Annotated in this window: 20 protein-coding genes; 16 read left to right on the forward strand and 4 right to left on the reverse strand. The window is 67.4% G+C overall.

Annotation, left to right across the window (positions count from 1 at the left end; translation table 11 throughout):
- Positions 1-14: 14 nt before the first annotated feature.
- Positions 15-1,208: an MFS transporter gene (locus ACFVWG_RS31180; protein ID WP_391547020.1), complete on the reverse strand. Its 1,194-nt coding sequence runs from the start codon at positions 1,206-1,208 to the stop codon at positions 15-17.
- An 89-nt stretch (positions 1,209-1,297) separates the two neighbouring features.
- Here ACFVWG_RS31180 and ACFVWG_RS31185 point away from each other — a divergent pair, with 89 nt between their 5' ends.
- From ACFVWG_RS31185 to tuf, 4 genes are all read left to right on the forward strand, one after another.
- A complete protein-coding gene (locus ACFVWG_RS31185; protein WP_391547021.1) occupies positions 1,298-1,609 on the forward strand; it encodes an ArsR/SmtB family transcription factor in 312 nt (103 codons plus the stop codon).
- 22 nt (positions 1,610-1,631) lie between these two features.
- Positions 1,632-3,890, forward strand: a complete 2,259-nt coding sequence (locus tag ACFVWG_RS31190) for a PQQ-binding-like beta-propeller repeat protein (protein ID WP_391547022.1) — start codon at positions 1,632-1,634, stop codon at positions 3,888-3,890.
- A gap of 159 nt (positions 3,891-4,049) precedes the next feature.
- On the forward strand, positions 4,050-6,431 hold the full coding sequence (locus tag ACFVWG_RS31195; protein ID WP_391547023.1) for a hypothetical protein: 2,382 nt from the start codon (positions 4,050-4,052) through the stop codon (positions 6,429-6,431).
- A 287-nt stretch (positions 6,432-6,718) separates the two neighbouring features.
- Entirely contained in the window at positions 6,719-7,906 is a 1,188-nt protein-coding gene (tuf, locus tag ACFVWG_RS31200) for an elongation factor Tu (protein WP_391547024.1), read from the forward strand.
- Between the two features lie 16 nt (positions 7,907-7,922).
- Here the strand turns inward: tuf and ACFVWG_RS31205 are convergent, their stop codons facing one another.
- Entirely contained in the window at positions 7,923-8,195 is a 273-nt protein-coding gene (locus ACFVWG_RS31205) for a DUF4031 domain-containing protein (protein ID WP_391547025.1), read from the reverse strand.
- The gene (locus ACFVWG_RS31210) at positions 8,192-8,896 is read right to left on the reverse strand and encodes a copper homeostasis protein CutC (RefSeq protein ID WP_391547026.1); all 705 of its coding nucleotides are present in this window, start codon (positions 8,894-8,896) and stop codon (positions 8,192-8,194) included. Before ACFVWG_RS31210 ends, ACFVWG_RS31205 begins: the two co-directional genes overlap by 4 nt.
- Positions 8,897-8,996: 100 nt before the next feature.
- On the opposite strand from ACFVWG_RS31210, the gene ACFVWG_RS31215 reads away from it, so the two are divergent.
- The 9 genes from ACFVWG_RS31215 to ACFVWG_RS31255 all read left to right on the forward strand — a co-directional run bounded on the left by ACFVWG_RS31215 (position 8,997) and on the right by ACFVWG_RS31255 (position 14,432).
- On the forward strand, positions 8,997-10,034 hold the full coding sequence (locus ACFVWG_RS31215) for a LacI family DNA-binding transcriptional regulator (RefSeq protein ID WP_391547027.1): 1,038 nt from the start codon (positions 8,997-8,999) through the stop codon (positions 10,032-10,034).
- A gap of 13 nt (positions 10,035-10,047) precedes the next feature.
- Positions 10,048-10,260 carry a hypothetical protein gene (locus ACFVWG_RS31220; RefSeq protein ID WP_391547028.1) on the forward strand — a complete coding sequence of 71 codons (213 nt, stop codon included), beginning with the start codon at positions 10,048-10,050 and terminating at the stop codon, positions 10,258-10,260.
- 38 nt (positions 10,261-10,298) lie between these two features.
- Positions 10,299-10,643 carry a hypothetical protein gene (locus tag ACFVWG_RS31225; protein WP_132404359.1) on the forward strand — a complete coding sequence of 115 codons (345 nt, stop codon included), beginning with the start codon at positions 10,299-10,301 and terminating at the stop codon, positions 10,641-10,643.
- Positions 10,644-10,732: 89 nt separating this feature from the next.
- Positions 10,733-11,095 (forward strand): hypothetical protein, encoded by a 363-nt coding sequence (locus ACFVWG_RS31230; RefSeq protein WP_391547029.1) that lies wholly within the window; start codon positions 10,733-10,735, stop codon positions 11,093-11,095.
- The gene (locus ACFVWG_RS31235; protein WP_391547030.1) at positions 11,092-11,457 is read left to right on the forward strand and encodes a hypothetical protein; all 366 of its coding nucleotides are present in this window, start codon (positions 11,092-11,094) and stop codon (positions 11,455-11,457) included. The genes ACFVWG_RS31230 and ACFVWG_RS31235 overlap by 4 nt, the downstream gene beginning before the upstream one ends.
- Positions 11,454-12,962 (forward strand): multicopper oxidase family protein, encoded by a 1,509-nt coding sequence (locus ACFVWG_RS31240; protein WP_391547031.1) that lies wholly within the window; start codon positions 11,454-11,456, stop codon positions 12,960-12,962. Before ACFVWG_RS31235 ends, ACFVWG_RS31240 begins: the two co-directional genes overlap by 4 nt.
- 76 nt (positions 12,963-13,038) lie before the next feature.
- Complete coding sequence (locus tag ACFVWG_RS31245) at positions 13,039-13,377, forward strand: ArsR/SmtB family transcription factor (protein WP_391547032.1); 339 nt, start codon at positions 13,039-13,041, stop codon at positions 13,375-13,377.
- Complete coding sequence (locus ACFVWG_RS31250) at positions 13,374-13,841, forward strand: SRPBCC domain-containing protein (protein WP_391547033.1); 468 nt, start codon at positions 13,374-13,376, stop codon at positions 13,839-13,841. Before ACFVWG_RS31245 ends, ACFVWG_RS31250 begins: the two co-directional genes overlap by 4 nt.
- Positions 13,842-13,844: 3 nt before the next feature.
- A complete protein-coding gene (locus ACFVWG_RS31255; RefSeq protein WP_391547034.1) occupies positions 13,845-14,432 on the forward strand; it encodes a dihydrofolate reductase family protein in 588 nt (195 codons plus the stop codon).
- A gap of 109 nt (positions 14,433-14,541) precedes the next feature.
- Here ACFVWG_RS31255 and ACFVWG_RS31260 read toward each other — a convergent pair whose 3' ends face one another.
- Positions 14,542-15,195 (reverse strand): peptidyl-tRNA hydrolase, encoded by a 654-nt coding sequence (locus tag ACFVWG_RS31260; RefSeq protein ID WP_391547035.1) that lies wholly within the window; start codon positions 15,193-15,195, stop codon positions 14,542-14,544.
- A gap of 33 nt (positions 15,196-15,228) precedes the next feature.
- On the opposite strand from ACFVWG_RS31260, the gene ACFVWG_RS31265 reads away from it, so the two are divergent.
- The 3 genes from ACFVWG_RS31265 to ACFVWG_RS31275 all read left to right on the forward strand — a co-directional run bounded on the left by ACFVWG_RS31265 (position 15,229) and on the right by ACFVWG_RS31275 (position 17,971).
- Positions 15,229-16,020, forward strand: coding sequence for a thymidylate synthase (locus ACFVWG_RS31265; protein WP_391547036.1), 792 nt, complete (start codon positions 15,229-15,231; stop codon positions 16,018-16,020).
- 76 nt (positions 16,021-16,096) lie between these two features.
- On the forward strand, positions 16,097-16,552 hold the full coding sequence (locus tag ACFVWG_RS31270; protein ID WP_391547037.1) for a dihydrofolate reductase: 456 nt from the start codon (positions 16,097-16,099) through the stop codon (positions 16,550-16,552).
- A gap of 126 nt (positions 16,553-16,678) precedes the next feature.
- Positions 16,679-17,971: a toxic anion resistance protein gene (locus ACFVWG_RS31275; protein WP_391547038.1), complete on the forward strand. Its 1,293-nt coding sequence runs from the start codon at positions 16,679-16,681 to the stop codon at positions 17,969-17,971.
- Positions 17,972-17,981 lie beyond the last annotated feature (10 nt).

The raw sequence follows: 17,981 nt of genomic DNA on the forward strand, positions 1-17,981 counted from the left end.
GCCGCTACCTTGCCCTAGCTGGAGGGCAGAACCGCCACAGGCTCCGCTTCGACATGCTCCAGGTCTTCGATGTCTTCGAGAGCCGGGTCGCGACGAAGGGTCAAGGTCAGTCCGAGCACGATCAGCGACAGTACGGCGGCCAGCGGCGGCAGGTAGCGCAGTCCGGCCACCTGGACGACCAGACCGCCGAGCACTGCGGACAGACCGGCACCCAGGTAGATCGCAGAGGCGTTCAGAGCGATCAGCAGTCCACCACCGAGCTCAAGCAGCAGGTTCTGGATCGGCGGGTTGAAGGCCCAGGTGAACATGCCCCAGACGAACAGTGCCACGGCCGCGCCCACAGTGCTGCGGGCTGTCAGGTCCAGCGTGCTGACTGCGAGGACGATGCCGATCAGCAACACGATGAGCGTGCGGATGCTGCCGAAGCGGTCGGTGGCGCGTCCACCGAGCAGGTTGCCGACCACGGCGCCCACGCCGTACACGAGGAGCAGGATGCCGGTGACGTTGCCGGTCAGACCGGCAGTCTCCTTCAGCAGCGGCACGATGTAGATGTAGACGCTGAAGGCGCCGAGCACACCCAGCACCGACATCAGCAGCACGATCTGCACGCGACGGTCAGCCAGTCCGGCGAACCGCTCACGCAGACTGACCACGGGTGGTGCAGCGACCTTCGGTAGCGCGGAACGCTCGACCACAGCGACCAGCACCGCAACGACCGCGATCAGCGCGAACACACCCTTGTAGCCAAGCGTCGGGCCTAGCAGGCTGCCGGCCGGCACACCCAGCACCAGAGCGAACGTCAGACCGCCGAACACCACCGCCACCGCGCGACCGCGCTCTTCAAGTGGCAGGAGGCCAGTGGCGAACAGCGTGGCCGCCGGCGTGTACGCAGCGGCGCCGAACGCGGCCACCACGCGTCCGGCCATCAGCACCGGGTAGTTGGTCGCCACGGCGGCGATCAGGTTTCCCAGCGCGGCGAGGACGAGTGCGGCGATCAGGAGAGTACGGCGCTCCCACCGGCCGGTCAGCGTGGCCAGAATCGGCGCACCGATCGCGTAGGCGAGCGAGAACGCGGTGGCGAGCTGACCGGCAGCGGTCAGCGAGACATGGAGTTCGGAGCTGACGTCGGGCAGCACACCGGACACGACATACGCGCTGGTGCCGACCGCGAACGCACCAGCACCGAGCAGGTAGATCCGTGCGGACATGAGGTCCTTCCCCGGGGAAGATTGATTAATTCGATGATGATCGTACTACGAAAGTCATCGAACTTCGACAACCGTCGTACTATGGCCTTATGACCAGGAAACAGCTCCCCCAGCCGGACCGGGCGGAGATCCGCGTCGAGACGGTCCTGCAGGCCCTCGGCGAGCCGGTGCGACTGCAGATCGTCCGCGCGCTCGCGGACACCCCGGAGGGCATTGCCTGCGGCGAGATCGAGCTGCCCGTCACCCCCTCCACCCGCGCCCACCACCTGCGCACCTTGCGCGAGGCCGGCGTGCTGAGCACCCATACCGAGGGCACCCGGCGGATCAGCAGCCTGCGCCGCGAGGACCTCGATGCGCTCTACCCGGGCCTACTGACCGGAGTCCTGTCCGCCGAGCAGTAGGAGCGACTGGCAGACTGGCGCAGTGGTCGAGCTACGCGCGCGCTGGGATGGCCTGGTGCCCGGTCCTGGTGAACTCGCCGACGCGCTGATCACCCGGTACGTCGAGCGCAACAGGCGCGCCTATCGCGACCACTACCTCGAGACCGTGCTGACCGCGCTGGAATCGCTCATCCAGCTGTCGACCGACCCTTCGTCGGTCCGGCTGGCGGCCTGGTTCCACCGCGCAACCCATGAGCCAGGTGGTACCCCGGTCGAGGACGCCGAGGCCTCTGCGCTACTGGCAGAGGAACTGCTGCCGCAGTACGGCATCGAACCAATCAGAGTCGCCGAAGTCGCCCGCTTGGTTCGCCTGACCGGCGAGCTGGCGGCCCCCGCGACCGACACCTACGCACCACCCCGGCGAGACGCCAATGGCGACGTACTGCTCGATGCAGTGAACGCCATCCTGTCCGCCGACCCAGTCCGGTACGCAGTGCACGTCGCCGAGGTACGACGGGACGCGGGCGACCGCCGGAGCGCTCTGGAGCAGCGGTACGACGCTGTCCGCGAACTGCTCGATGGTCACCTCTACCGAACTCAGCTGGCCCGTCAGCGCCTCGGACCGGTCGCCCGGGTCAACCTCGAGACAGAGCTGGCCAGTCTCGACAGTGAACTGCCCGCACCCTGGCGTGGTTGGCAGCAGGCCGCATTGACCGCCACAGCAACGTTCTGCGCGATCGGCTCCACTGTGGTCGCGATCGCGGCCGCCGGTGCCTCCTGGGAGATTCCCACCACACAGGGCGAGGCCAGTTGGCCACCGGTGGCCTTGGCCGTACTGGCGTTCTTCAGCGCGCCGGTGTTGTTCCGCTGCGCGCGCAGCTCCAGTCAACGAGCCTGTCTGATCGCAGGCGCGGTAGTGGCAGCAGCTGTCACCGGGCTCCTGATCGCTTGGGCACGGGCCCCGCGGACCAACCCAGCACTTGGCGTCGGCCTCCGAGTGCCATTGCTTTTCGCCGCACTGCTGCTCTTACTGTTGGCCGGTGCGGCTGCGCTCGCTGCGTCCCTCCTGCGCACGAGAACTGCGCGCTTCCTCCCGAGCCGGAATCTCGGCCAGCAGCTGGCATGGCTCGCCGTACCAGGGGTCGTTGCCCTTGCTCTGCTGCTGATCGTCCAGCCGCTGGCCCGCAACTACGTGCTGAGCTCGAACGAGCGAGTCGATCGATCACCCCGGCCGGCAGGTAAAGCCACGCCGTCCGTTCTGAACGGCACGGTCGCCTGGGTGAGCAAGGCGACCTTCGGCGCCGGAGCTGAGGAGGCGATCAGCACGCAGTACGGCATCGCGATCCCCCGGCCGAACGGCGTGGTCGACATGCTCGACGCTGCGACCGGTGATCTGCGCTGGCGCTACACCCGCTCTGACTCCGACGACCGCCCCACCATCGTGGCCACCGGCGACGGCGCCTACGTCCTCGCGCAGTTCCCTGATGTCGGCTATCTGCTGCTCGACGCCGACACCGGTCAGCGCAAGGCCGCCTGGTCCGGCCGAACGCGTGACCACCTCATCCAGCAGGCGCAGCCGTTGCTGACCGGAGAGCCGGCCACTCACGGCTCCGACAAGCTGCACGGCCTTGACCCGAACGGCCACGAGAGGTGGACCTTCGAACCGGGTGACTGCTCGGACCTCGGTGCGGTCGCTTCCACGGACACAGTGGTCGCGTTCCTCGGCAACTGCGGTGACGAGCCCGATGCGATGACCGGACTGGATCTGAAGTCCGGCAAGAAGCTGTGGACCAAGGCTGCGACCGACACCTACCGACGTCCGGTCGTCGCCGGCGGACTGGTCGTGGTGGCCGAGCCGGGCGGCGACTCCGACGTACCGGCCGCTCTGACGGCGATCGAACCGCGGACCGGCGCTATCAAGTGGCGCTGGCCGGTACCGCAGACCTGGGCCTGCCGGACGCTGCTGAACGCCGCCGGCCGGTACCTGGTCGTCGTGGACTGCCCAGGCCCGAGCACTATCGAGAACCGGCACACAGTGGTCACCGCGATCGACACCGCAACCGGAAAGACCGCCTGGCAGGTCACTGCCCGTGTCGACCCACGGTCCAAGGTCGCGGTCACCGCGGACGGCCGGGTCGTCTCACTCAGCCGGGACACCGAAACGTGCTGGGCCAATGTCATCGAACGCACCGGATTCCGCCAGGTCCGGTTACCCCTCGGAATCACCTGCAGTCGCGACGCCTACGCGGTCGGTAATCAGGTCCTGGTGACCGGGGACAACGCTGTCATCGCCTTGCGCTAACGCAGTGTGATCCAGAACGCAAGGCCGGCAGTGCAATCCGGCCCTTCCTGCACGCTGCGAAGCGGTCAGGTGACGAGCCGGTATCGCTTTGGCCACGACCGTCTCCAGGAGCCCCAGATCGGTCGGCTGGGACTCCATCAGGGTGCGAGACTCGCAGCCATGGACCTGCGCGACCAGTGGAATCGCCTGCTGCCGCACGCGCAGCCATTGGGCGATGATTTGCTGGCTCGTTACGCAGAGCAACATCGGCACTATCACGATCAGCGCCATCTGGCCGAGGTTCTGCGCACGGTGGACGAGCTCGCCGACGCCGCCGACGACGCGGACACCGTCCGGCTGGCGGCCTGGTTCCACGACGCGATCTACGACCCACAGGCCGACCCCGGGGAGAACGAAGAGGTCTCGGCCCAGCTGGCCGAACTCGAGCTCGCCGCGTACGGCGTCGACGCCGCCAAGGTCGAGGAGGTCGGCCGGCTGGTCCGCCTGACCGCCAAGCACGACAGCGCCCCCGACGACGCGAACGGCGCGGTGCTCTGCGACGCCGACCTGCGCATCCTGAGCATGCCCGCGGACCGGTACGACGAGTACGCGGCCGGCATCCGGCAGGAGTACGCGCATATCGACGACCGGGACTTCGCCCGCGGCCGGATGTCGTTCCTGCAAGGCCTGGCCGAGACCGAGCTCTATGCGACCGGTCCGGGCCACGACGCCTGGGAGCGCGCCGCCCGCGCCAATATCGACCGGGAGCTCGACTCCTGGGGCCCTAAGGCAGCCCGTCCGATCGGCGGGCTGATTCCGGTCGTGTACTTCGGTGCTGCCCTCGGTGCGGTCGTGGCCGCGTCGGTACTGCTCGGTCGCGGCCTCGGCGCCGCGTCGAAGTGGCCCGCCGACCCGTCCGACGTCACCGGCTTCCCGGTGTGGACTCCGGTCGCCGGAACCGCAATAGCAACCGCACTGGCCTGCGCGTGGTTCCGACGTGCCCGGCAGCGCCTGCTGGCCATTCCCGCACTGGTGTTCGCTGTGGTCGGTGTGGTCGCGGTCGGGATCTGCTGGTGGCGTTGGCCGGCTGCACAGCCTGGTGCCGCGATGTCCGAGCGCTGGCCGTACCTGATGCTCGCGTCGATCTCGCTCATGCTCGCGGCCGGACTGCTGGCGCTGGCACGCCGGCTCCGCCGCGCACCGCCGTACTCGCAAGCTCCGCCGCAGTGGCTGGGTGTTGCCGCCACTGCCGTCTGTGGAGCGCTGCTGGCCTGGATCGTGGTGTCTGCTGGTGAGCCGTTCGTGCAGGCACGACTGGAGACGGCCAACACAGTCAGTACGACGACCACGGCCGAACCCACGCAGGTGCCGGTGCAGTTCGACGGCACGCTCGCTTGGACCCGCGAAGTCCCCGCAGCCGGCGCCATCGCCGGTACGGCGGGCGGAGTGGCCGAGCTGCGTCAGGACGGTGTGGTCATGTCGGACGCGAACTCCGGCCAGATCCGCTGGCGGTACGCCCGGGCAGATGTCGACGACGCCGCCTCCAGCGGCTCGAAGGGCCTACTGGTCTCCGGCGACGGTCGCATCGTCGCGGCCAACCTCCCGTACGCCGGGAATCGCGCGCCGACCGGTATCGACCTGCCGACGTACGCAGTCCTGAACGCCGTGACCGGTGAGGTGCTGACCGAGGTCCACACCGACGGACGGGCGCTTGCGGTCAACCAGGACCAACTACTGATCGCCGAAGGCAACTACGTCGCTGCCCATGGCGTGAGCAACCCGACGCACTGGCGGACGCAGCTGCGCTGCAACGTGATCCAGGGCGAGTTGATGAACGACCAGGCGGTCGTCGTCGACGCCTGCCCCGGCAACGGCGCCGTGGTCCGCGGTCTGGACCTGAAGACCGGTGACCAGCGCTGGGAGGTCGACCTGGCACAGCGTTTCGACCTGAGTACCGAGCTGGACCCGGACACCTGGGTCGGCGACCTGGTCGCCGTACCGGACACCCGTGAGGTCTCCGGTCTGATCTGGACCGCTGCTGCGGGCGGCACGCTCTACCAGTGGTCGATCGACGTCGGCGAGGGCCGGATCAGCTGGACCACCCCGGTACCGGGCACTCTGCGGCCACGACTCGGTCAGGCCTCCTGCGACGCACAGCTCGCCGCAACGCACGCGTCACTCGTGCTGATCACCTGCCGGAACGCAACAGACCCAACGCAGCCGCAGACGTACGACGTGGCCGCGGCGAACCCCGCGGACGGCACTCCGCAGTGGCATCACCTGCTCGACGTACCACCGAAGCTGCAGCAGCCCGAGTACCCCCGTGACGGCTTCGCACTACTGCCGGACGGGCGTGTGATCACCCTGATGCCGCAGCCGAACGGCAGCTGCTCACCGGTGATGATCGGTACCGCAGGTGTCCAGCCGCGACCGATCCTGCCCGGCCCGACCGCAGCATCGGTAGCGCGCTCCGAAGAGGTCACCTGCAACAAGCCGGTCACCACCGTGGCCGGTGCGCGGCCCGTCTTCTCCGACGGCACCCGCCTGTTCGCCCTCAACTGACCGACGCTGAACCAGCTCGTCGGGAATTACGTTGCCGTGGGCGCTGTTACTGCCTAACGTGATCCGCATGTACCGCGTGGTTTTCGAGCAGAACCTGTCAGGCACCAGCCTGACGGGCGCTCCCACGTGGGCTGCCGCGTCAGTCGATAGCCGACCCTCTTCCTGCTGATCAGGACCCGCGGAGGAGGGTGGCCCGAGACCGGCCCCCTTCCGCGCGGTGACAGCGCCGGAAGGCCAGCCGGAGGGTCCTGGCTCAGTCAATTCTTCTGACCAGCAAGGGAAAACTCATGGCCAAGAGCCAGTTCGTGCGGTCCAAGCCGCACCTCAACATCGGGACGATGGGTCACGTCGACCACGGCAAGACCACGCTGACCGCTGCCATCACCAAGGTGCTCGCCGAGCGTGACCCGGTGGCCAACCGGTTCGTCGCGTTCGACGGGATCGACCGGGCGCCGGAGGAGGTCGCGCGGGGCATCACGATCAACATCAGCCACGTGGAGTACGAGACCGCGTCCCGCCACTACGCGCACGTCGACATGCCCGGGCACGCCGACTACGTGAAGAACATGATCACCGGTGCCGCGCAGGTGGACGCCGCGATCCTGGTCGTGTCCGCACAGGACGGTGCGATGCCGCAGACGCGTGAGCACGTGTTGCTCGCGCAGCGCGTCGGTGTGCCGTACCTGGTGGTCGCGCTGAACAAGGCGGACACCGTCGACGACCCCGAGCTGCTCGACCTGGTCGAGCTGGAGGTCCGTGAACTCCTGTCGGAGTACGGCTTCCCGGGCGACGACGTACCGGTGGTGCGCGTCTCCGGCCTGAAGGCGCTGGAGGGCGACCCGCAGTGGACCGCTGCGGTCGGCGAGCTGCTGGACGCGGTCGACAGCTACGTGCCGACGCCGGAGCGGGAGCTGACCGAGCCGTTCCTGATGCCGATCGAGGGTGTGCTCACGATCAGCGGCCGGGGCACGGTCGTCACCGGTGCGGTGGAGCGCGGCACGCTGCATGTCGGTGCAGCCGTCGACGTGGTCGGTCTCGGCGAGACCGTCAGCAGCACAGCGATCGGGATCGAGACGTTCGGCAAGACACTGGAGACAGTGCAGGCCGGTGACAACGCGGCGATCCTGCTTCGTGGTGTGAAGCGGGACGAGGTCCGTCGCGGCATGGTGGTCGCAGTACCCGGCACGGTGCGTCCGCACCGTGCGTTCCGGGCCACACTGCACGCACTGACCACCGCCGAGGGTGGCCGGCACACGCCGTTCGCCGCGGACTACCGGCCGCAGTTCTACTTCCGGACCACGGACGTGTCCGGTGGTATCGACCTCGGCACGACCTCACAGGTCATGCCGGGTGACACGGTCGACCTGGCCGTGGAGCTGGTGAAGCCGATCGCCATGAACGTCGGCCTCGGCTTCGCAGTCCGCGAAGGCGGTCACACCGTCGCCGCAGGCACAGTCACCGAACTGCTCGACTAGCAGGCAGCCCCCAACCTCAACTGGTTGGGGGCTGTTGCTTTTTGCGGTGCCGGAGACCTGCGGCGGTGATGCGACGGACCAGCTCACGGCTGGACACCGGTACGGCGCCGGCGGCGACCAGGTCGTCGTACCGATCACTGGGTACGTCGTAGTGGTCGCGATCGAATCCACGCGCCGGAATGCCGGCTGCCTTGGCGAAGGCGTGCAACTCCTCATGTGACTCGTCACTGACCAGGTGCGACCAGACGCGGTTCCAGGCCGGCCAGGCAGGCGGGTCGATGAGGATCATCCGCGCGAGTCCTGCGCGTCGAGCAGATTGCGCCAGGAACGGACGAAGCGCGAGTTCACGTAGGCCTTGGTCCACGAGCCGTCCTGTCGGACCGACGAGCCGACGTGGAAACGCCGTACGCCGGACTGGTAGAGCCACGGCACGTGCTCCGGCTTCAGCGAGCCACCGGCCATCATGACGCTGGCCACGGCCGGATCGGCCTTGGCCAGCTTGCAGAGGTCGTCCAGCCCATGGCCGACGCCCAGCGACGACCCTGCGGTCAGCACACAGTCCAGACCGGAGAGAGACCGCAGTGCACGCCACGCGGTTTGTTGCTCCAGTACGGCGTCGATCGCGCGATGGAAGGTCCACGGCGTACCGGCGAACGTGCTGACCAGTGCAGCGACCGACTCGACGTCCACCACGTTGTCCGGCGTCAGGAAGCCCAGCACGAAGCCGTCAGCGCCAGCGGCGAGGTAGGCCTGCGCCTGCGCGGTCATCCGGTTCAGCTCGGCGCCGTTCGTGGTGAACGAGTCCGAGAGCCGCAGCATCACCCGCAACGGCAGGTCGGTCACCCGGCGGATCGCACTGACCGTCGACACCGACGGCGACAGCCCGTCGGCCTCCATCGAGGCACACAGCTCCAGCCGGTCCGCCCCGCCCTCCTGCGCCGCCTCCGCATCCGCCGGATGCAGCGCGATCACCTCCAGCAACGAACCCATGCGGACATCATCCCAGCAAACCTTGTTGCACTCGCACCAAAGCTTCTGTATCGTTTTTCTAGATCGATTTAGAAGAACGATTCAGAAAGCAGGTGCGGAGATGGCCGGGGTGACCCTGAAGACCGTGGCGAAGGCCGTGGGGGTGTCGCCGTCGACGGTGTCCAACGCCTACAACAAGCCCGACCAGCTGTCCGCCGCCCTGCGCGACCGGATCCTGGCCACCGCCCACGAGCTCGGCTATGCCGGACCGGACGCGTCCGCGCGAGCCCTGCGCAGCGGCAAGGCCGGGGCGATCGGGGTGCTCTTCACCGACAAGCTGTCGTACGCGTTCTCGGACCCGTTCGCCGTCGGCTTCCTGGCCGGACTGGCCGAGGTGGCCGAGGAGTTCCGCACCAGCCTGTTGCTGATGCCACTGGGCGCGGAGGACACCGCCGACAACAGCACTGCGGTCACGCAGGCGGCGATCGACGCCGCAGCGATCTTCTGCGTACCGCATGGTCATCCAGCACTGGACATCCTGGCCGCACGGGGTCTGCCCGCAGCCTCCACCGACCCCGGCAACTACACCGACAGCTGGGTTGCCATCGACGAGGTGGCGGCGGCTACCGGACTGGGTGAGTACCTGACCCGACTCGGCCACCGCGACGTCGTCGTACTGGTCGACAACGCTCAGGCCCCAGGTGGCCGTCCAGTGGAGATGGGGTTCGACGAGGTCGCCGGCGGCAACCCCACTCTCCGGCTCGAGGGACTGCGCAAGGCAATGCCGGAGGCACGCATCCGAGTGGTGTCCGGCGGTTACAACGCCTTCGACTCCGGAGTGACCGGCGCCGGCTGGGTGCTGGACTCCCAGGACCGGCCGACCGCGATCGTCGGACTGAGCGACGTACAGGCGCTTGGTGCGATGGAGGCGGCCCGGGTGCGCGGACTGGTTCCCGGACGGGACCTGACCATCACCGGCTTCGACGACATCCCAGCCGCCGCACAAGCCGGGCTGACCACCATCCACCAGCCCATCAAGGACAAGGGCCGGATTCTCGGCCGGCTACTGCTCGACCCGGAGCACACCGAGCACCAGCTCCTACTACCCACCGAACTCGTGGTGCGCGCAAGCAGCGGACCCGCACCGAAGACGAACTGAGAAAGGAGTCACCATGACCTACTTCATCGCCGGAAACACGGCCGTCGAGAACGCACGCGCACTGTCGCAGTCCGCGCTGCCGAATGCTCCGCAGGAGGCCTACGAGGAGCCGCAGCACCGCACCGCCGCCCTCCGCGCTCGCGTCGGCGCAGCGCTTCGATCCGTAGCCGCTCGCGAGCTGCGGCTGGCCGAGCGTCTTGACCCCAGTCCCTCCTGCGGCAGCTAGCTGGGGTTTGTCGGTGCCGTCTGGCACCCTGAAGGGCGATGAGTGAGCCAGGGGTACTACTGACCGCACGAGCCATGGTCCTGCACGACCTGGCCGCGCGAGGCTTCAACGACGCCGTCATGGTGACGGTGGTCGAGGACGCGGTGGCCGAGCGGCAGTGGTGGCTCGACCAGTGGCCGGACGGCGCCGAGCACATCGCCGGGTTGGTAGCGCAAGACGTCCAGGACCGCCTGGTCGACTCGCGCATCCGCTGGCCGCGCTGCACCGCCTGTGACGATCTGAACGACCACGAGCTCCGCATCGAACCGGAGCTCGGCCCTGACCCGCACTGGGTCTGTGAGCGCGCCGGCATCACCGTCGCGCCGCTCGGCCACCTCACGTAACAAACTCCCGACCCCGACTTCCCAGGAGAGCTCTGTCCGGGTAATACCTGATTGCTCTACATGTAGCCAGACTACTATTGTCTGTCTACATGAAGTCGCTTGCCGTCCTCCGCCTGGTCGCGGTCCTGCACGCAGTCGCGATCTGCGTGCAGCCGATCGCGATCGGCATCTACCTGAACGGCTCCGCCACTGGGCTGCAGATCCATGAGCCGACGGGGCTCGCACTCACGTCACTAGGGCTCACCCAACTCGTCGTCGCTGTCATCTACTGGCGGTGCGGCGGGCGGGGCGTCGCACCGGTCGTCGCACTGCTGATCCTGGCCGCAGAGGTCGTGCAGGTCGCCATGGGCTACAGCAAGCAGCTGGCGATCCACATCCCGCTCGGCGTCGCTCTGATCGGCAGCACGATCGGCTTCGCCGTCTGGGCCTGCCGGCGGGCGGTGTCGGCGTGAGATCCCTGTGGGCACTGCGGATCGTCCTGCTGCTCCACTGCGTCCTCATCTGCGCCCAACCGATCCTGGCCGGCTACTTCCTGGCCGGTGAGGTCGATGCGATGAACATCCACGGGCCGATCGGCGGCAGCATCTGGATGCTCGGATTCCTCCAGGTGTTCATTGCTGCCATCTACTGGCTCTGCGGCGGTGGCGGCGCGCAGCCAGTGCTGTGGTCGATGGCACTCGTCGCGGCGGAGTTCATCCAGCTCATCTTCGGCTACCTGCAGAACTTCGCCGTCCACATCCCACTCGGTACGGCGATTGTCGGCACCGTCATCTGGATGACCGTCTGGTCATTCCGCCAGGAGGTCAAGCGGTGAAACTGTCTCGGCGCACTCTGCTCGCAGCCACGGGAGCTGCCGTCACGCTATCGGGCTGCGGTCTGGACGCCTCCCCCGCACAGTCCGGTGAACTCCTGCGCAGCAAGGCGAAACTCCCCCAGCCCTTCACCGTGCCGCTTCCGATTCCACCGGTGAAGAAACCCACGTCCCCGGGCCGCTACCGCGTCGTACAGCGCAAGGCGAGCCTGGAGATCCTGCCCGGCCTCAAGACCGAGGTGCTCGGGTACGACGGCCTGTTCCCCGGCCCCACGTTTGATGTGCGGAGCGGCCAGACCACTGTGGTCGAGCAGGTGAACGAACTCGACGTACCGACTGCTCTGCATCTCCACGGCGGTCACACGCCGGCTGCGAGTGACGGCTGGCCGCTGGACCTCCTGATGCCAGCAGGCATGCAGCACGACCACTCCGGTCACCACGACATGAACATGCAGGGCGGTGTCATGACAACGGGGAGTCGCACGTACACCTACCCGAACACGCAGCGCGCGGCCACGCTCTGGTACCACGACCACCGGATGGACTACACCGCACCACAGGTCTACCGCGGCCTGTTCGGACTGCATCTGATCCGCGACGAGGAAGAGGACCGGCTACCACTGCCGCATGGTGACCGGGAGATCCCACTGGTGATTGCGGACCGCGCCTTCGCTGAAGACGGCTCGTTCCTGTACCCGGCGGCCAAGGACGGTCCAGGTGTCGAATCGGCTTACATGGAAGGCGTTGTGGCCGATGTGACGCTGGTGAACGGCGCACCGTGGCCAGTGCACGAGGTGGACGCAGTCCGGTACCGCCTGCGGATTCTGAACGCCGCCAACGCACGACGCTACGAACTGGCCTTCGACCGTGGCCCGGCGACGTTCGTGCAAATCGGCAGTGATGGCGGGCTACTCGGTGCACCCGTCGAGCACGAGACGCTGGTGATCGCACCGGCCGAGCGATTCGACGTGATCGTGGACTTCTCGCCGTACAAGCCAGGTGACGAAGTCACTGTGGTCAATCGGCTCGACAACAACGCGCCTGTACTGCGTTTCAAGGTCACACGGCAGGCGAGTGACGACAGCAGCATCCCGGCGAAGCTGTCGACGTACCAGGCCATCGAGGCACCGACCGGTGTCGTCAAACGCCAGTGGCGCTTCCGCCGCGGCAATGCGGGCTCTCACCAGGGCTGGACGATCAACGGCATGGTCTTCGACCCGGTGAACACGCAGGCGCAGGTGAAGCTCGGCCAGTACGAGATCTGGTCGTTCGTCACCGACGTACACCACCCAGTGCACGTCCACCTCGCACCGTTCCAGGTCCTCAGCCGGCGCGGCCGCCAACCCGGCCCGTACGACGGTGGCTGGAAAGACACCGTCGACGTGAAGCCCGCCGAGATCGTGGAGGTGCTGGTCAAGTTCACCGCCCACAAAGGTAAGTACCTGATCCATTGCCACAACCTCGAGCACGAGGACATGGCCATGATGGCCGCCTTCGAAACGATCTGAACCACTCCCCCTTGACGCTGGGCGTCGCCACTCCTATATTCAACGTATCGGTTGATCAAGGGAATGGTTGATAAAGATGTCGGTTGATGACGGGCAGCTCGACCGGGCCTTCGCCGCCCTCGGCGATCCGGTCCGGCGGGCGATGATCGCGCGGCTGTCGCGCGGTCCGGCCACGGTCAACGAACTGGCCGAGCCGTTCCCGATCACCACCCAGGCGGTGTCGCGGCACATCCAGGTGCTCGAGGCCGCCGGGCTGATCACCCGGACGCGGGACGGCCAGCGCCGTCCCTGCCACCTGGTGCCGGCCGCCCTCGAGGCGCTGACCAGCTGGATCGACGAGTACCGGCTGGAGACCGAGCGCCGCTTCCGCCGGATGGACGCGGTGCTCACCACGATCAAGGAGCAGGAGAAATGAACACCACCATCAACACCCCGGCCGGTACGCCGTTCGTCGAGGTCACTCGTGAGTTCGACGCCACACCGGCCCAGCTGTTCAAGGTGATGACCGCCAAGGACCTCGTGGCCGAGTGGCTCGGCCCGCGCGAGCTCGAGGCCGTCATCGAGGAGTACGACGTCCGCCCGGGCGGCAAGTACCGCTACATCCACCGCGACGCCAACGCCGAGTACGCGTTCCGCGGTGTCTTCCACAGCGTCGTCCAGGACGAGATGGTCATCCAGACCTTCGAGTGGGAAGGCGCACCGGGCCAGGTGTGCATCGAGAAGATGACACTGGAGCCCACCGCGACCGGTGTACTGCTCCGCCAGCAGTCCGTGTTCCCGTCCGTCGAGGCCCGCGACCAGTCCATCGAGTACGGCATGGCCAGCGGCGTCGAGGACTCGATGGACCGCCTCGCCGAGCTGGTCGCCAAGGAGGGCTGACCGATGAGCAAGGTCATCGCAGCAGCCGCTGTGTCACTGGACGGCTTCGTCGCGGACACCGACGACGCAGTCGGACCGCTCTTCGACTGGTACAACAACGGCCCGGTCGAGGTCTACGGCACCGACCCCGGCCGCCCCTTCCATGTCAGCCAGGCCAGCGCCGACTACCTCAACGACACCTGGCCGAACATCCGCTCCTGCGTGATCGGCCGCCGCCTCTTCGACCTCACCAACGGCTGGGGCGGAGTCCCCGCCGTCGGCGACCACGTCTTCGTCGTCACCCACCAACCGCCCACCGACTGGCCCTTCCCCGACGCCCCCTTCACCTTCGTCACCAGCATCGAAGAAACCATCGCCCAGGCCAAAGCCCACGCCGGCGACCACGACGTCGTCATCCAAGGCGGCAACATCACCGGCGAAGCCCTGGCCGCCAACCTGGTCGACGAGATCGCCTACAGCCTCGTACCCGTAGTCTTCAGCACCGGCCGCAAGTTCTTCGGCGACTACGTAGGCCCCCAGGTCCTCCTCGACAACCCCCGCGTCATCCAGGGCGACCGAGTAACCCACCTCCACTACAAGGTCATCAGGTAGAACCTCCCGTATGGGAGCCAAAGCCGGAGTGCTCGCGTACGCCACCGCCCAGATCACAACGTCCGAAAACACGCCGACCATGTACTGCGGGCCTTCGGACGTTGTTGTTTCACGTCGGCCGGAGGTGGGGGTGCTCGGCGATGACTGTGCGGGAGCCGGGTTCTATTTCGGTGAAGCCGGCGTCCTGGATGACTGGGAAGTCGGTCTGGAGGAGCTGGGCCCAGTGAGCTGGGGTGGCCTTGCGGACGGCCAGGGGGAAGTTGGCGGCGGCCCACTCTTTGCGGTGGGTTGCTGAGAGGGCCAGCCAGGCCAGGTGGGCGCCGTGGCCTACTTGGGCCATCGTCTTGCCGCTGGACATGCCCAGGGTGGGGTTGATCCAGAGGACCGGGGTGTTGGGGTGTGGGACGCGTGGGGGCTCGGGGTCTTCGAAGTCGGTGCCGGTGACCTGGAGTTTGGCGAGGTCCTTCGGTACGTCGTCCAGGGGGACGGGTGGGAAGACTCTGACCTCGGCGGTGCCGTGGGTGACGGTGATGCCGGGGAGGGCTTCGGCACGGCGCCACTCGGCGCCGCGGGCGCGGCGGACGACCTTGCGGATGCGGTGGTCCTGCCAGGCGGCCATGGCGGCGGCCCACTCGCCTTCGCCAGTGGAGCGGTCGTCGGCGAGGATCGCCAGTACGGCGGTCGCTGCGGCCTCCAGAGCGTCGGTCTGGTGCGGACGGGCGTTCTTCTCGACGCGAATGACCAGAGTCAGTACGTGCTCCACAGACGCGAGTCTGTCAGGGGGTAGGTTGGCCGCATGCAGCAGTACCTCGATCTTCTCAAGCATGTGCTGGACAACGGGGCTGAGAAGGGGGACCGCACGGGAACGGGCACGCTGAGCGTGTTCGGGTACCAGTCGCGGTACGACCTCACCGAAGGCTTCCCGGCTGTCACCACCAAGAAGCTGCATCTGCGGTCGGTGTTCGGCGAGCTGATCTGGTTCCTCAGTGGCTCGACGAACATCAAGTGGCTGCACGAGAACAACATCAAGATCTGGGACGAGTGGGCTGACGCGGACGGCGAGCTGGGGCCGGTCTACGGCTACCAGTGGCGCTCCTGGCCGACCCCGGACGGACGGCAGGTCGACCAGATCGCCGGACTCATCGAGGGCATCAAGAAGAACCCGGACTCCCGCCGGCACATCGTCAACGCGTGGAACGTCGCGGACGTCGACAACATGGCTCTGCCGCCGTGTCACACGATGTTCCAGTTCTACGTCGCGGACGGTCGGCTCTCCTGCCAGCTGTACCAGCGCTCGGCCGACATCTTCCTGGGCGTGCCGTTCAACATCGCGTCGTACGCGCTGCTCACCCACATGGTCGCCCAGCAGGCCGGACTGGAAGTCGGTGACTTCGTCCACACCCTCGGCGACGCGCACCTGTACCTGAACCACCTCGACCAGGCCCGCCTGCAGCTCACCCGCGAGCCCCGGCCGCTCCCGACGCTCCAGCTCACGCGGCGCGACTCGATCGACTCCTACGAGATCGCCGACATCGAGCTGATCGGCTACGACCCACACCCGGGCATCAAGGCCCCCATTGCCGTATGACCGAGCGTAGCGAGGTCATCATCAAGCACAGTCGGCCTCGTGTCTCAGCCGCGCCCGGAGCGAAGCGAGGACGTGGATGAGCATCATCCTGATCGCCGCAGTGGGCGCCAATGGTGTTATCGGGCGCGACAACGATCTGCCGTGGCGCATCCGGGAGGACCTGCAGCACTTCAAGCAACTGACGCTCGGACACACGCTGGTGATGGGCCGGAAGACCTATGACTCGATCGGCCGGCCACTCCCCGGCCGCCGTACCGTCGTGGTCACCCGCCAGCCGGACTGGTCGGCCGACGGCGTACAGGTCGTGCACACTCTCGAAGAGGCGCTCAAGCAAGATGGTGACGTCTACGTCGCCGGGGGCGGCGAGATCTACCGCCAGGCCCTCCCGTACGCCGATCGCCTCGAACTGACCGAGGTGGACCAGTCCCCCGCCGGCGACGTCACCTTCCCGGCCTTCGACCGCTCGGACTGGACCGAAACCGCCCGCGACACCCGCGACGGTTTCACCTTCGTCAGCTACCGGCGTCGCTGAGCAGGCAACGACTACACAACGACACCACCAAGTCGACCGGGAACCGCGTAGATTGTGTGCGCGTCACGGAGGTGACAGCACGCGAGCGTGGGGGACGCTCGCGCAGGCCACCGGAGGGGAACGACGATGACCGAAGCCGATAACACCGCTGGAGCAGCAGGAACCGGCCAGACCGGAGCTGCCGGCGCAGCGGCCGCGCAGCCGGCGATGTCGCCGCTGCAGCCGCCGACCGCGACCGCACCGGGACTGATACTGACCGCTCCGGCGCCATCACAGGCAGTAGCGACCACTGCGGCCCCGAGCCTGGCTCCGGCCGTTGACGCTGCCGCACTGCCCGGGCTGGACGCGAAGGTGGACACCTTCCTCACTGCGCTGATGGTGGCCGAGCCCCGGTCGCCGGAGTTCGCGGCCAAGGCCAGTGACGTCCGCAGCATGGGTGACTTCGACATCCGCAACGCGGCCGAGAGTTCGAACCGGTTGCTGCAGCAGCCGGTCAAGGCGCTGCAGAGCGGTGGCCTGTCCGAAGGGTCGACGGTCGGCAAGACGCTGCTCGACCTGCGCCGTACTGTCGAGGACCTGGACCCGAAGGGCGCCACCGGGACTCGCAAGCTGCTCGGGATGATCCCGTTCGGCGACAAGATCGAGGACTACTTCCGCAAGTACCAGAGCGCGCAGACGCACCTCGAGGGCATCCTGCACTCGCTGCGGAACGGCCAGGACGAGCTCGGCAAGGACAACGCTGCGCTGAATCTGGAGAAACAGAACCTCTGGGACGCCATGACCCGGCTGAACCAGTACGTGTACGTGGCCGAGCGGCTGGACGCACGGCTGTCCGCAGCGATCGCAGAGCTCGATGCGACCAACCCCGACAAGGCGAAGGCGTTCCGCGAGGACGTGCTGTTCTACGTGCGGCAGAAGCACCAGGACCTGCTCACCCAGCTCGCCGTGTCGATCCAGAACTACCTGGCCATCGACATCGTGATCAAGAACAACATCGAGCTGATCAAGGGTGTCGACCGGGCCTCCACCACCACCGTCTCGGCTCTCCGTACGGCGGTCATCGTGGCGCAGGCGCTGGGGAACCAGAAGCTCGTGCTGGACCAGATCACCGCGCTGAACACCACCACCAGCGGCATGATCGAGCGCACCTCGCAGATGCTGCGGGACAACTCGGTGGCGATCCAGCAGCAGGCCGCGTCGGCCACCATCGGGCTGCCGCAGCTGCAGGCCGCGTTCGCGAACATCTACGCGACGATGGACGCGATCGACACGTTCAAGTCCGAGGCACTCGACAACATGGCCGCCACGATCGGCACGCTGGAGTCCGAGGTGACCAAGTCCCGCAGCTATCTGGACCGGGTCGCCGGTCAGAACCAGCAGGTCGTTCAGGGCAGCCTCGACATCAACATCGGTCGCTGACCTACACACT

The sequence above is a fragment of the Kribbella sp. NPDC058245 genome (genome assembly GCF_042882005.1).
In the GTDB taxonomy this organism is placed as follows: domain Bacteria; phylum Actinomycetota; class Actinomycetes; order Propionibacteriales; family Kribbellaceae; genus Kribbella.